Origin of the sequence: Streptomyces cyaneofuscatus (genome assembly GCF_042718795.1) — a bacterium.
Taxonomy (GTDB): domain Bacteria; phylum Actinomycetota; class Actinomycetes; order Streptomycetales; family Streptomycetaceae; genus Streptomyces; species Streptomyces cyaneofuscatus_A.
This window is the reverse complement of sequence record NZ_JBHXOX010000059.1, coordinates 1-14058: the sequence shown is the minus strand read 5'-3', so window position 1 is coordinate 14058 and position 14058 is coordinate 1. Positions and strand designations below refer to the sequence as shown.

The following is a 14058-nucleotide window of genomic DNA, read 5'->3' as shown; positions in this document are numbered from 1 at the left end:
GGGCGCCCCTGTGGGGGGGGGGGGGGGGCCGGGCGGGGCGCGGGGGTGCTCCGGGGGGTTTTTGGGGGGGGGGGGGGGGGCCCCCCCCCCCCCCGGGGGGGGGGGGCCCGGGCCCCCGCCCGTCCTTCGGCAGGCCGTCCGGAGCCTCCACGGCCGCCTGGCCCCACACTCTCCACGCCTCCCCTGCCATGCGCACCCCGCGCCCCGGGCGGTAGCGTCCTGAACAGGACGACCGCCCGGGGTACGGGCGGCGGGATCAAGGCGAAAGCGGGCCGGGTACGTGGAGAGCCACAGCGGAATCACCGTGCAGCGGGCACTGGAGCTGCCGGGGCTGCGTGCGGGCCTCCCGGAGGTGGTGGCCGGCGCGGACCGGCTGAGCCGCACCGTGCGCTGGGTGCACGCGGGCGAGGTTCCCAACATCGCCTCGCTCCTCAAGGGCGGCGAGCTGCTCCTCACGACCGGCCTGGGCCTCGGGACCCGCCCCGCCGAGCAGCGCGCCTTCGTCCGCCGCCTCGCCGACCGGGGCATCGCCGCCCTGGTGGTGGAGCTGGGCCCACGCTTCAGCCGGCTGCCCGCCTCCATCGTGGACGCGGCCCGCGCGGCCGGCCTTCCGCTGGTGCAGCTCCACCGCGAGGTCCCGTTCGTCGCGGTGACCGAAGAGGTGCACACCGAGATCGTCAACGGGCACTACGCCCTGCTCCAGCAGGCGGAGGAGGTGCACCGCCGCGCCACCCGGGCGCTGCTGGACGGCGGCGGGGTGCCGCAGGTGCTCGGCATCCTCGCCGACTTCACCGCCAACCCGGTCTTCCTGGAGACGCCGGACGGCCAGCTCCTGTACGCGGCGTCCACGGGCACGGGGCCGGTGGGCGCGGACCCGCTCCAGGTCTGGGAGGGGATGCGCGGCGACCGGGCGGCCCGGGAGTCGCCGCCGACGGGTGCGCTCCTGGTGGACGTGCCGGGCGGCGGTCCGGACACCGGTGCCGTACGGGCCCGGCTGGTGCTGCTCGCCGTCGCGGGACCGCTGGCCACCGTGCACCGGATGGCGGCCGAACGGGCGGCGGGCCTGCTGGCCGTCGTCCTGATGCAGGCCCGGCAGGAGGAGGAGCTGGCGGCCCGGGGCCGGGGCGACTTCCTCACCGACCTCGCGGAGGGCCGGATCACCCCGGAGGACGCCCCGGGCCAGGCCCGGGTGCTCGGCTTCCGGCCCGGCGACACACCGCTCCTGCCGGTCGTGATGCGGCTGGCGCCCGAGCTGTCCCCGTCGGGCAACTGGGCGCTGCTGGCCCGCGCGGTGCTGGAGGAGCTGGCCTCGGTCGGCGTGCCGGTGCTGCTGGGCGTACGGCCGGTGGAGGGGCGGGTGCCGCTGCTGCTCGGGCTGCGCTCGGAGGGCGAGCGCACGGCGGTCGCGGACCGGGTGGCGGCGGCGCTGCGGGCGGGCGTGGGGCGGGCGGGCCTCGACCGGGCCGGGTCGCAGCCGCCGGTGGTCGTGGTCGGCGTCGCCGGAAGCTGGGCGGCGGCGGGCGCGGGGCTGCGGCACGCCTCGGAGACGGCGACGGCGGCGCAGGGTCTTGACGACCGGCCCTGGTACGACGCCCGGCGGCTCGACATCGACCTGCTGCTGTGGCGGCTGCGGGACCACCCGGACCTGGCGGCGTTCGTGAACCGGGCGATCGGTCCGCTGCGCGAGCACGACCGCACCTCGCGCCCGCCGTTGCTGCCGACGCTCCAGGCGTATCTGGCGCACGCGGGCCGCAAGGCGGAGACCGCGCGCGAGCTGCACCTGAACCGCCAGACGCTCTACAACCGGCTGGCCCGGATCGGCGAGCTGCTCGGCACGGACCTGGACGACCCACAGACGGTCCTGGCCCTCAGCCTGGCACTACGGGCCCGCCGCCATACGAACTAGGTACGTGAAGGCAGCGGCTGCGCCAACTCGTCGTACACGCTGAGCACATGGGCGATCGTGTCGTCCTCGGTGGGCCAGCTCGCCGCCTGCTCCCGCCCCGCTTCGGCCAGCCGCGCGCACCGCTCACGGTCCCCCAGCAGTCGCACCACGGTACGGGCGAGTGCCTCCGCGTTGCCGAACGGCACCAACTCGGCAGCCTGACCGACCAGTTCGGGCACACCGCCGACCTCGGTCGCCACCAGCGGCACCCCCAGTCGCAGCGCCTCCTGCGCCAGCAGGGAGCGACCCTCCCACCGGCTGGGCAGCACGGCCAGGTCGGCGGCGGCGATCAGCTCACCGACATCGTCCCGGCATCCGATCAGCCGTACGGGCAACTCCTCCTCCTGGATGCGCTGTTGCAGGGCCGCCCGCTCGCGCCCCTCCCCCGCGATGACGAGCAGGGGTACGGGGTCGAGCCCGCGCCAGACGCGGGCGGCGTCCAGCAGGGTGGAGAAGCCGTGGTGCGGCACGAGGCTGCCGACGGCCATCAGCAACGGCCGCTCGACCGCGCCCAGTTCGGCCCGCGCCTTGCCGTCGTGCAGGGTGCCGGCCGCGCGCGGTACGGGGGCGGCCACCGGGGCGAGCCGCGCGTCCCGGGCCCCCCGGACCCGCGCCCGGTCCACCAGGTCGGAGGAGGGGGCGAGGACGACGGCGGCCGCCCGTACGGCCCTTCGCTCCAGCAGGTGCAGGATCTGGCGGCGGGCACCCTCGGCGTACCGGCGGGTGTGCCAGGTCAGCACCAGCGGCACGGTCCGGCCGCTCAGGGCGAAGGCGGTGCGGGAGGCGGCGTGCAGCCCGTGGGCGTGGACCACGTCGGCCCCCGCGCAGGCGGCGCGGAGCGCGGCGACGGCGGCCGGGTCGCTGCGCCGGGGCACCGGCAGGAAGCGGGCCCCGGTCGCCGTGAAGCCGTAGGCGTGGTCCACGGCGGGCGGGGCGCAGACGGTGACCTGCACCCCGCGCGCCACCAGCCCCGCGGCGAGCGAGCTGACGTGCGCGCTGCTGCCCGCACTGCCGCCGCCCAGGACTTGGACCGTACGCAGCTGTGACACGTTGATTGGCTCCCGGGGTCCCCGAGTCGGTGGTCAGTGGTGAGTCGTGAGTCGTGAGTACAGCGCCAAGGATGCCAGTCCGTACGCGCGTTCCGGGACTGCCGGAACGTTGCTGCTGACCACGCGGCGACAACGGGTCACGCGGCACCACCCTCACGAGTGAACTCAGAGGCGCGAAGTTGCCATCACCGGCGGCCCCGAACACCCCGCCGCACGCCCTGCCCGGCCCTTACCGCACGCCTCAGCACCCCCGAAGCGCGGCGGGCGAGACCACTGACCCGCTCCCCGTTCGCCGCGGCCGCCACGAGCCCGCCGGCCAGGGCAGCACGCCCCGTACGACCGCCGTGACGTCCACCGCGCCCGGCCAGCACCCCCGCCGCCCCGATCCCGAAGAGCTTCACGGCCCCGCTGGTCACCTCGCCCTCGCGCAGCGCCCCGAGATGCGCCCGGAACCCCCGGCGCGGGTCATCGGCCCCCACCAGGTCGTCGTACGCACCGCAGCCCCCGGCGGCCGGCACCGCCAGCGCTCCGGCCACCCGCGCCCGGACCGGCCCCGGCGCAGCGGCGATCCTGGCGGCGCCACCGAGAACGGCCGCAGGCCCGGCGTACAAGGTGACCATCCGGCCGGCGTGATTCGTCCGCAGCCAGGCGGGGTCTGTACGACGGCGGCTCAGCACCGTGTACACCCCCGCACCCACGAGACCTGCGACAACGACGGCCCTGCCCACGTTCGTACCCATGGAGGAAGCCTGGATACGGGTACGGGACGGGTACGCGTACGGGGCCGGACGGGAGACTTCCGCCCGGCCCCGTACACCTCGTCACCCGTCCTTGCGCGCCGTCGCCAGCAACTCCTCCGCGTGGGCGCGGGCCGTCTCGGAGTCCTCCTGGCCCGCCAGCATCCGGGACAGCTCCCGGACCCGGTCCTCGCCCTCCAGGACCGTGACCCCGCTCCGGGTCACCGAACCGTCCACGGTCTTCTCCACCAGCAACTGGCGGTCGGCGAAGGCCGCCACCTGCGGCAGGTGCGTCACGACCACGACCTGCGCGGACCGGGCGAGCTTGGCCAGGCGCCGCCCGACCTCGACCGCCGCCTTGCCGCCGACACCCGCGTCGACCTCGTCGAAGAGGTACGTCGGCACCGGGTCGGACCCCGCGAAGACGACCTCGACCGCGAGCATCACCCGGGACAGCTCACCGCCCGACGCGCCCTTGGCGATAGGCCGGGGCTGGGCCCCGGGGTGCGGGGCGAGCAGCAGTTCCACCTCGTCGGCGCCCGAAGGGCCGTAGACGACGCTCCGCCCGCCGATGTCGATGCCGGACGCCTCGTCGGCCGCCTCGGCCTGCCGGATGGCGAAGGAGACCCGGGCGTGCGGCATGGCGAGCGATGCCAGCTCCTCGGTCACCGCCTCGGCGAACCGGGCGGCGGCCTCCGTACGGGCGTCGGTCAACGCCTGTCCCAGCGCGGAGAGTTCGGCGCGCAACGCGTCCCGCTCGGCGGTCAGCTCGCCGATCCGCTCGTCGTCGCCCTCCAGCTCGGTGAGCCGGCCCGCGCCTTCCTGCGCCCAGGCGAGCACGGCAGCGATGTCCTCGCCGTACTTGCGGGTCAGGGTGGTGAGCGCGGCCCGCCGCTCCTCCACGGCGGCCAGCCGCAGCGGATCGGCCTCCAGTTGGTCGGCGTACCCGGCGAGCTCGCCGGAGACGTCGGCGATCAGGATGGAGATCTCCCCGATCCGGTCGGCCAGCGCGGCCAGCGCCGGATCGTGAGCCCGGACCGCGTCCAAGGACTGCCCGGCAGCGGCGACCACCGTCGTCGCGTCGACACCCTCGGGGTCCTCCGGATTGCCCGCCAGCGCGGTGTGCGCGAGCGAGGCGGCGGAGGCGAGGGCCTCCGCGTGCCCGAGCCGCTCCGCCTCGGCGGCCAGCTCGGTGTCCTCCCCCGGCAACGGCTCCACGGCGGCGACCTCGTTCAGCCCGAAGCGCAGCAGATCCGCCTCCTGGGCCCGCTCCCGGGCCCGGGTGATCAGCTCGTCGAGCTCGGCGGCGACGGCGCGCAGCCGCCGGTAGGCCGCCGCGTACTTCGCGTGCGGGACCTCCACGCCGTCCCCGGCGTACCGGTCCAGCGCCTGCCGCTGCCGCGCGGGCTTGAGCAGGCCCTGCTGGTCGGTCTGGCCGTGCACGGCGACCAGCTCGTCCGCCAGCTCGGTGAGGATCCCCACCGGCACGGATCTGCCGCCGAGATGGGCCCGTGAGCGTCCCTCCGCCGAAACGGTACGGCTGATGAGCAGCGCACCGTCGTCGAGTTCCGCCCCGGCCTCCTCGGCCCGCAGCGCCGCAGCGTCGCCCTCGGACACCGTGATCCTGCCCTCGACGACCGCGGCTTTCGCCCCGACCCGTACGAGGGCGGGGTCGGCGCGCCCGCCGAGCAGCAGCCCGAGGCTCGTGACGACCATGGTCTTGCCCGCGCCGGTCTCACCCGTCACCGCGGTGAAGCCGGGTGACAGCTCCACCACCGCGTCGTCGATGACTCCGAGCGACCGTATCCGCATCTCCTCCAACACGGACATGACCTTACGAGGTTCCGAGGCGGACGCGCGACGGCCCCCGCTCCCGGATTCACTCTCCCGAGCGTTCCCGGGGTCGCGGGGCCGTCGAATACCTCCCGGCCGGTCAGTGGGGCGCGCCCCGCCACCCCGACACCGGCAGCGCGAACTTCGCCACCAGCCGGTCGGTGAACGAGGCCTGGTGCAGCCGCGCCAGCCGTACGGGCACCGCCCCCCGCCGCACCTCCACCCGCGCTCCGGCCGGCAGCTCGACGGTCCGGCGCCCGTCGCACCACAGCACCCCGTGCGGCGTGTGCGGCTGGACCTCCACGGCGAGCACGGAGGTGGGCGAGGTCACCAGGGGCTTGGCGAACAGGGCGTGGGCGCTGATCGGGACCATCAGCAGCGCCTCCACCTCCGGCCAGACCACGGGCCCGCCCGCCGAGAAGGCGTACGCGGTCGAGCCGGTCGGCGTCGCGCAGACGATCCCGTCGCAGCCGAACCCGGTGACGGGCCGCCCGTCGATCTCCAGGACGACTTCGAGCATCCGCTCGGGCGACACCTTCTGCACGGCCGCCTCGTTGAGCGCCCAGTCGGTGTGGACGACGTCACCGTTCGCATGCACGAGGACGTCGATCGTCATGCGCTCCTCGACCTCGTAGTCGCGGGTGACGACCCGCGAGACCACCTTGTCGAGGTCGTCGCGCTCGGCCTCGGCGAGGAAGCCGACGCGGCCCAGGTTGACGCCGAGCATCGGCACCCCGGAGGCGCGGGAGAACTCCGCACCGCGCAGCAGGGTGCCGTCACCGCCGAGGACGATCAGCAGCTCGCAGCCGTCGACAGCGGCGCAGGAGGTGTCGGTGACCGTCTCCACGGCGTCCGGGAGCGGCAGATCGGCCGCCTCGGTCGCCAGAACCCGTACACCGAGCCCGTTGCGCAGCAGGCCCTGCACGACGAGCTCCGCGCTGCGGATCGCGGCCGGGCGGCCGGTGTGCGCCAACAGGAAGACTGTTCGTGCCGCGTTCGTCGTCACATTCGTCGTCAACGGGGCCCCTCCGCCACTGCACGGTCGACATCCGCGGGATCCAGCTCAGGTGCGCCGGCCCGCAGCCACAGAAAGTATTCGACGTTCCCCGAGGGGCCGGGCAGCGGACTGGCCGTCACCCCTCGTACGCCGAGCCCGAGTCCCCAGGCCCGGCGCGCCACTTCACGTACCGCCTCGGCGCGCAGCTCCGTACTGCGCACCACCCCGCCGCTGCCGAGCCGCTCCTTGCCCACCTCGAACTGCGGCTTGACCATGAGGACCAGGTCCGCGTCGGGCGCCGCGCACCGGGCGAGGGCGGGCAGCACGAGCCCGAGCGGGATGAAGGACAGATCCCCCACCACCAGGCCGACCGCCTCCCCGTCGATGTCCTCCAACGTCAACTCCCGCACATTGGTACGGTCCTTGACGATGACACGTTCATCGGACCGGAGCGACCAGGCGAGCTGCCCGTACCCGACGTCGACGGCGACGACCTGCCGGGCCCCGGCCCGCAGCAGCACATCGGTGAACCCGCCGGTGGAGGCCCCGGCGTCCAGCGCCCGCCGCCCTTCCACCGTCAGCCCGAGCGGGACGAAGGCGGCGAGCGCCCCGGCCAGCTTGTGGCCGCCGCGCGAGACGTACTCGGGGTCGTCGTCGTCCTTGGTCACGACGATCGCGGCGGCCGTCTCGACCTGGGTGGCGGGTTTGGTCGCGGTGGTCCGGCCGACGGTGACCCGCCCCGCGGCGATCAGCTGGCTCGCGTGCTCGCGCGAGCGGGCGAGCTTGCGACGTACCAGCTCGGCGTCGAGGCGGCGACGTGCCACTCCTGCCACGTTCGGTTCAGCTCCTGTGGTCGTGCGTGTTGTCGTACGCGGGGGTGGGTCCGGGCCTGGGCGGCCCGGGTGCGGGGGCCGGACGCGCGTCCCCGGCCGGACGGGCGTCCAGCGAGGTCAGCGCGGACTTGAGCCCACGGTGTACATCCTCGTACACCTCGGTGTGCCCGTCCGCCGGGAGGTGGTCCGCGTCGGCCAGCCGCTCCAGCAGGGCGTCCACCTCGGCCCGGCCGGTGGGGGTGCGCTCCACGCCCAGGGGTGCGGGCTCGGCGGGCTCGAAGGAGGGCGCGTCGGCTGCGGGCCCGTCCTGGGGCAGGTCCGGCTCCTCGGGCGTGCTCAGGTCCTTGGGCGCGTTCACGTCCTCGCGCGGATTCACGTCCTCGGGCGTGCTCACGTCCTCGGGCGTGCTCACGGGCGGGGCTCCCGCCTCCGGCGTCCAGTCGCTCATGCCGAAACGCTACCGCGACGGGCCGGTGTACCGTCGAGGGCGATGGCGACCATGGCGGAGTGCCGCAGCGCACTCGACGAACTCTCCGACAACCTCGCGACGGCCGACGGCGACGTACGCGCCGCCGCCGCGCTCGACCGCTCGCTGAGCTGTCACATCAAGGACCTCGGCATCACGTTCACCGGCCGCCTGGCCGATGGCCGGATCCAGGTCCAGGACACGGTGGAGGGCCCGCCCCGCGAGAAGGCGGAGATCCGGCTCGCGATGACGAGTGACGACCTGGTGGCCCTGGTCGACGGCGACCTGAACTTCGCGAAGGCGTGGGCTTCGGGCCGCGTACGGCTGGAGGCGGGCTTCCGGGACCTGCTGAAGCTGAAATCACTGCTGTAGCACCTCAAGCCCGTCCGGCGATTGAGGACAAAAGCGCCGACCAGGGCGCCACCCGCATCCGCTCACCCCCCTCAGGCAGCGACCTTCCGCGCCTTGCGGGCCGCCGGCACGACCAGCGGCGTACCGGTCTCAGGATCGTCGATCACCTGACACCGCATCCCGAACACCCGCTCCACCAACGCCGCGTCCACCACATCGGACGGCGCCCCCTCCGCGACGATCGCCCCGTCCCGCATCGCGATGAGGTGCGTGGCGTACCGCGCGGCATGGTTCAGATCGTGGAGTACGGCGACGAGCGTGCGCCCCTGCGTCTCGTGCAGCTCCGCACAGAGGTCGAGCACATCGATCTGGTGCTGGATGTCGAGGAACGTCGTCGGCTCGTCGAGCAGCAGCAACGGCGTCTGCTGGGCCAGGGCCATGGCGATCCAGACCCGCTGCCGCTGGCCGCCGGAGAGCTCGTCCACGTAACGGTCGGCGAGCTCGGCGACCCCGGTCGACTCCATGGACTCCTGGACCACCCGCTCGTCCTCCGGCGACCACTGCCGCAGCAGCCCCTGGTGGGGGTAGCGGCCCCGGGCGACGAGGTCGGCGACGGTGATGCCGTCGGGTGCGATGGAGGACTGCGGCAGCAGCCCCAGCGTGCGGGCGACCTTCTTCGCGGGCAGTTGGTGGATGACCTGCCCGTCCAGCAGCACCTGCCCCCGGCTGGGCTTCAGCATCCGGGCGAGTGAGCGCAACAGGGTCGACTTGCCGCAGGCGTTGGGTCCGACGATCACCGTGAAGGAGTGGTCGGGTATCTCGACCGAGAGATCCTCGGCGATGACCCGCTGGTCGTAGCCGAGGGTCACCGATTCTGCGGTGAGGCGCTGCATGGTCGTACTCCCGGAGGCAGGGGGTGTCCGGCGGATCAAGGCCGGAAGGCCTCCGACCAGCACCAAGTTAGGTTAACCTATCTTCCCCTTGGCGCCCCTCGCCGTAGCGCTCCGGGCACCCCCTCCCCGCGCACCTCCGGCCACACCCCTGAGGGCCCTGTCACAGCCCGAGCGCGGCGACCGCCTTCTCCGTGTCCAGCCCGAACGCCCCGTCCCCGGCGAAGGTCCACGCGGCCCCGCAGAGCGCCCGCAGCCCGTCGAGCGGATCCCCCTCACCCTCCAGGACCAGCTTCTCCCCGTCCCGTACGACCGCGCTCCACCCTCCGCACCGGAACACCTCGCCCGCGTCACCCTCCACCGTCACCTCGGGCTGCCCGGTGAGCAGCCCCCGCAGGTCCCGGTCCACGTACGTCGGCCGGTGCTGCGGCGGTGCGGCGAGCAACTGGGCGGCGTCCGTCACCCCGGTCAGCACGAGCAGCGAGTCCACGCCCCCGTTGAACGCGCCCTCGATGTCCGTGTCCAGCCGGTCCCCGACGACAAGCGGCCGCTTCGCCCCGGTCCGCAGCACCGTCTCCCGGTGCATCGGCGGCAACGGCTTCCCCGCGACCTGGGGTTCGGCGCCGGTGGCGATCCGTACGACCTCCACGGCGGCACCGTTGCCAGGCGCGATGCCCCGGGCGCCCGGGATGGTCAGGTCGGTGTTGGACGCGTACCACGGCAGCCCGCGCGCCACGGCGTAGCTCGCCTCGGCGAACCGCCCCCACGCCAGATCCGGCCCGCCGTACCCCTGGACCACGGCCACCGGATCGTCGTCCGCCGACTCCACCGGCACCAGACCGCGCTCCCGCAGCGCGACCCGCAGCCCCTCCCCACCGACGACCAGCACACGGGACCCGGCGGGGAGCTGGTCGGCCATCAGCCGGGCCACCGCCTGGGCCGAGGTGATCACATCGGCGGCCTCGGCGGGCACGCCCAGCTCCGTCAGGTGCTCCGCCACCGCGTCCGGCGTACGCAGGGCGTTGTTGGTGACGTACGCGAGGTGCATCCCACCGTCCCGCGCGGTGCCCAGCGACTCCACGGCGTGGACGATCGCCTCGCCCCCCGCGTACACCACCCCGTCCAAGTCGAGGAGAGCCGTGTCGTACGCCGCGCTCAGCGCCGTGCTGCTCCCCGCCGGCCGGTACCTGTCGTGCTGCTGGCTCATATGACTCCGCTCCTCATTCGTGCCGCTCCCCCGATCATCGCGCATGCCCCGTGCACACATACGATGCTCAAATGAACACTTCAGGCCCCGACGAGCAGGGGCTGCGGCTGATCCCGTTCCGTGGACTGCGTTACGTCCCCGAGCGGGTCGGCAGCCTGGCCGCGGTGACCTCGCCGCCGTACGACGTGGTCGTCCGGCCCGACGGCCTGCACCACCTGGAATCGGCGGACCCGCACAACATCGTGCGCCTCATCCTCCCCCAGGCGGACACCGCCGAGGACCGGCACCGGCAGGCGGCGCGGACGCTGGAGCGCTGGCTGGCCGAAGGGGTGATCGCCCCGGACCCGGCGCCCACGCTGTACGTCTACGAGCAGCGCAACGACGAGATCCTCCAGCGCGGCCTGATCGGCGCCCTGGCCCTCTCCCCCGCCGCCGACGGGATCGTGCTGCCGCACGAGGACGTGATGGACGACATCGTCGCGGACCGCGCGGAGCTGATGCGGACGATGCAGGCCCACCTGGAACCACTGCTGCTGACCTACCGCAGCGACGGGGCCGAGGAGGGCGTCGAGGGGGGCGCCGCGGCGGTCATCGAGCGCACGGCCGAGCGCGCACCGCTGCTCTCCACCACGACGGAGGACGGGTTCCACCACCGCCTCTGGGCCGTCACCGACCCGGCCGAGCGCGCCGCGATCGAGACGGACCTCGCCCGCCACCAGGCGCTGATCGCCGACGGCCACCACCGCTGGGCCACCTACCTCCGGCTCCAGCGGGAACAGGCCGCCCCGGGCCCCTGGGACTTCGGCCTCGTCCTCCTCGTCGACACGACCCGCCACCCGCTCCAGGTCCGCGCGATCCACCGGCTGCTGCGCGGCCTGCCGGTCGCCCGGGCGCTGGACGCGGTCTCGGGCCTCTTCCGGGTCCGTACGGTGGAAGGCCCGCTCCCCCGCGCGCTCGACGCCCTGGCCGGCGCGGCGGCCGAGGGCAACGCGTACCTCCTCGCCGGTGACGGCGGCTTCCACCTGCTGGACCGCCCGGACCCGGCCCTGCTGGCCCGTACGATCCGGCCGGACCGCCCCGAGGCGTGGCGCACCCTGGACGCGACGGTCCTGCACGCGGCGCTGCTCGACGACGTCTGGCGGATCCCCGACGCCCCCGAGCACATCGGTTACATCCACGACACCGAGGCCGCCGTCGAGCAGGCCGAACGCCTCGGCGCCACGGCGGTGCTCATGCACCCGGTACGTGAGGAGGTCGTCCGGGACCTGGCCAGGCAGGGCGTCACCATGCCCCGTAAGTCGACCTCCTTCGGGCCGAAGCCGGCGACGGGTCTGGTCATGCGCAGCCTGACCAGCGACTGAGAGCGCCGCAGGGCATGAGAAAGGGGCGGGACTCCCGAGGGAATCCCGCCCCTTTCCTGTGTCAGCGCTCCGGTGCCGCTGTCAGCGGCTAGGCCTTGTCGACCTCGTCGTCGCCCTCGGACGAGTCGTCGGGGGACGGGGACACGGGTCCGCCGGTCTCGACGGACTCCACGTCCTCGTCGTCACCCAGGACATCGACGAACGCGACCCCGTCCAGCTCGGCAAGCCGGTCCGACGCGTCGGTCGAGCCGTCCTTGTCGGCCTCCAGGGCCTTGCCGAACCACTCCCGGGCCTCGTCCTCGCGCCCCGCTTCCAGCAGCGCGTCCGCGTAGGCGTAGCGCAGACGCGGCGTCCACGGCTGGATGGAGCTGGAGGCAAGCTCGGGGCTCTGGAGCGTGACGATGGCGGCGTCGATCTGCCCCATGTCGCGACGGGCGCCCGCGGCCACCAGCCGCATCTCGACCTGGCCGGCCTTGTCCAGCTTCTGCACCTCGGGCTCACCGGCCATGGCCATCGCCCGCTCGGGCCGGCCGAGACCGCGCTCGCAGTCCGCCATGACGGGCCACAGGTCGACGGACCCGGTCATCCGCCGGGACGCGCGGAACTCGGCGAGCGCCTCCGCGTACTTCTGCGTCGCGTAGGCCGCGAACCCGGCCGCTTCGCGCACAGCGGCAACGCGCGAGGCCAGCCGCAGGGCGATACGGGAGTACGCGTACGCCTCCTCCGGGTCCTCGTCGATCAGCCGGGCCACCATGACGAGGTTGCGCGCGACATCCTCGGCAAGGGTCTTCGGCAGGCTCATGAGCTCCTGGCGTACGTCCTTGTCGATCTCGTCACCGGTGACGTCGTCCGGGATGGGCAGCCGCTTGATCGGCTCACGGTCCCGGTCCCGGTCGTCCCGGCCGCCACGGAAGCCACCACGGTCACGGTCGTCACGCTGCCCGCCGCGGTAACCACCACGGTCCCCGCCCCGGTCACGGTCGTCGCGGCGGAAGCCACCACCCCGGCTGTCATCACGGCGGAAGCCGCCACCGCCGGGACGGTCGTCATCCCGACGGGGCCCACGCGGCCGGTCGTCACGACGCTCGTAGCCGCCACCGCTCGGGCGGCCACCACGGCTGTCGTCACGCTGCTGACCACCGCGGTACCCACCACGATCGTCATCACGACGAGGCCCACGGTCCCGGTCCCGGTCGTCCCGGCGGAAGCCACCGCCGGAACCAGCGCCCCGGTTGTCATCACGGCGGAAGCCGCCACCGCTGGGACGGTCGTCATCGCGACGAGGGCCACGCGGTCGATCATCACGACGCTCGAACCCACCACCGCTGGGACGGCCACCACGGTCGTCGTCACGACGGAACCCACCGCCGGAGCCACCGCCACGGTTGTCATCGCGACGGAAGCCACCAGCGTTGCCCCGGTTGTCGTCACGGCGGAAACCGCCACCGGAGCCACCACCGCGGTTGTCGTCACGCCGGAAGCCGCCACCGCTGGGACGGTCGTCATCGCGACGAGGGCCACGCGGTCGATCATCACGACGCTCGAAGCCGCCACCCGTGGGCCGGCCGCCACGATCGTCACGGCGGAACCCACCGCCGGAGCCGCCACCTCGGTTGTCATCGCGACGGAAACCGCTCCCGGCCTTGCCGCTGCGGTCGTCACGGGGGAAGCCGCCACCGCTGGGACGGTCGTCGTCCCGACGGGGCCCACGTGGCCGGTCGTCACGACGCTCGAACCCACCACCGCTGGGACGGCCACCACGGTCGTCGTCACGACGGAACCCACCGCCGGAGCCACCGCCCCGGTTGTCATCACGACGGAACCCTCCGCCGGAGCCGCCACCGCGGTTGTCGTCACGCCGGAAACCACCGCCGGAGTTACTTCCCCGGTTGTCGTCACGGCGGAAACCGCCGCCGGAGCCACCGCCGCGGTTGTCATCACGACGCGGCGCACGATCCCGGTCGCGGTCGCGGTCATCGCGGCGGAAGCCACCACCGGTACCGCTACCCGTGGGCCGGCTGTCGTCACGGCGCGGGCCACGGTCGTTGTCACGGCGAGGCGCTGCGGAACCGGACCGGTCGTCACGACCACCGCGGTAACCGCCCCGGTCACCACCGTCCCGGCGACGCGGCTCGCGCTCCGGACGATCGTCGGGAGAGTTGGTGGACATGGGTGTGACTCCTGTCTTCGGGTACCACAGACATTCTCGCGCAGCCGACCCTCCGACGCGCTTCGACAAAAACAAAAGGACCCCTGGTCCCAGCGTGAACGCTGGGACCAGGGGTCCTTGAAAGATTGTTCGGCGGCGTCCTACTCTCCCACAGGGTCCCCCCTGCAGTACCATCGGCGCTGAAAGGCTTAGCTTCCGGGTTCGGAATGTAACCGGGCG

At 73.9% G+C, this 14058-nt stretch carries 13 protein-coding genes and 1 rRNA gene; 3 read left to right on the top strand and 11 right to left on the bottom strand.

Going from position 1 to position 14058, the window contains the following annotated elements; translation table 11 throughout:
- The first annotated feature begins 280 nt into the window (after nt 1-280).
- Nucleotides 281-1906, top strand: coding sequence for a PucR family transcriptional regulator (locus ACFWRT_RS37125; RefSeq protein WP_380955992.1), 1626 nt, complete (start codon nt 281-283; stop codon nt 1904-1906).
- On the opposite strand, the gene ACFWRT_RS37120 is transcribed toward ACFWRT_RS37125, so the two are convergent.
- The 6 genes from ACFWRT_RS37120 to ACFWRT_RS37095 form a co-directional block, all read right to left on the bottom strand.
- Nucleotides 1903-2994, bottom strand: coding sequence for a glycosyltransferase family 4 protein (locus ACFWRT_RS37120; protein ID WP_380955991.1), 1092 nt, complete (start codon nt 2992-2994; stop codon nt 1903-1905). The genes ACFWRT_RS37125 and ACFWRT_RS37120 overlap by 4 nt on opposite strands.
- Before the next feature lie 185 nt (nt 2995-3179).
- Complete coding sequence (locus tag ACFWRT_RS37115; protein ID WP_380955990.1) at nt 3180-3734, bottom strand: hypothetical protein; 555 nt, start codon at nt 3732-3734, stop codon at nt 3180-3182.
- A gap of 81 nt (nt 3735-3815) precedes the next feature.
- On the bottom strand, nt 3816-5561 hold the full coding sequence (recN, locus tag ACFWRT_RS37110) for a DNA repair protein RecN (RefSeq protein WP_380955989.1): 1746 nt from the start codon (nt 5559-5561) through the stop codon (nt 3816-3818).
- Between the two features lie 103 nt (nt 5562-5664).
- Complete coding sequence (locus ACFWRT_RS37105; protein WP_380955995.1) at nt 5665-6570, bottom strand: NAD kinase; 906 nt, start codon at nt 6568-6570, stop codon at nt 5665-5667.
- 8 nt (nt 6571-6578) lie between these two features.
- Nucleotides 6579-7394 carry a TlyA family RNA methyltransferase gene (locus ACFWRT_RS37100; protein WP_380955988.1) on the bottom strand — a complete coding sequence of 272 codons (816 nt, stop codon included), beginning with the start codon at nt 7392-7394 and terminating at the stop codon, nt 6579-6581.
- A 7-nt stretch (nt 7395-7401) separates the two neighbouring features.
- Entirely contained in the window at nt 7402-7710 is a 309-nt protein-coding gene (locus ACFWRT_RS37095; protein ID WP_380955994.1) for a hypothetical protein, read from the bottom strand.
- A 174-nt stretch (nt 7711-7884) separates the two neighbouring features.
- Between ACFWRT_RS37095 and ACFWRT_RS37090 the strand changes: the two genes are divergently transcribed.
- Nucleotides 7885-8232, top strand: coding sequence for an SCP2 sterol-binding domain-containing protein (locus tag ACFWRT_RS37090; protein WP_380955987.1), 348 nt, complete (start codon nt 7885-7887; stop codon nt 8230-8232).
- Nucleotides 8233-8303: 71 nt separating this feature from the next.
- On the opposite strand, the gene ACFWRT_RS37085 is transcribed toward ACFWRT_RS37090, so the two are convergent.
- Both ACFWRT_RS37085 and ACFWRT_RS37080 read right to left on the bottom strand, forming a co-directional pair.
- Entirely contained in the window at nt 8304-9104 is an 801-nt protein-coding gene (locus ACFWRT_RS37085; RefSeq protein ID WP_380955986.1) for an ABC transporter ATP-binding protein, read from the bottom strand.
- A 160-nt stretch (nt 9105-9264) separates the two neighbouring features.
- Nucleotides 9265-10308, bottom strand: coding sequence for an HAD-IIA family hydrolase (locus ACFWRT_RS37080; protein WP_380955985.1), 1044 nt, complete (start codon nt 10306-10308; stop codon nt 9265-9267).
- A gap of 71 nt (nt 10309-10379) precedes the next feature.
- Between ACFWRT_RS37080 and ACFWRT_RS37075 the strand changes: the two genes are divergently transcribed.
- Nucleotides 10380-11669 (top strand): DUF1015 family protein, encoded by a 1290-nt coding sequence (locus ACFWRT_RS37075; RefSeq protein WP_380955984.1) that lies wholly within the window; start codon nt 10380-10382, stop codon nt 11667-11669.
- 88 nt (nt 11670-11757) lie between these two features.
- Here the strand turns inward: ACFWRT_RS37075 and ACFWRT_RS37070 are convergent, their stop codons facing one another.
- The 3 genes from ACFWRT_RS37070 to rrf all read right to left on the bottom strand — a co-directional run.
- Nucleotides 11758-12471: a tetratricopeptide repeat protein gene (locus ACFWRT_RS37070; RefSeq protein ID WP_380955983.1), complete on the bottom strand. Its 714-nt coding sequence runs from the start codon at nt 12469-12471 to the stop codon at nt 11758-11760.
- Nucleotides 12468-13754, bottom strand: a complete 1287-nt coding sequence (locus tag ACFWRT_RS37065; RefSeq protein ID WP_380955982.1) for a hypothetical protein — start codon at nt 13752-13754, stop codon at nt 12468-12470. The genes ACFWRT_RS37070 and ACFWRT_RS37065 overlap by 4 nt, the downstream gene beginning before the upstream one ends.
- Nucleotides 13755-13966: 212 nt before the next feature.
- Nucleotides 13967-14058 (bottom strand): 5S ribosomal RNA (gene rrf, locus ACFWRT_RS37060); the annotation flags it as partial.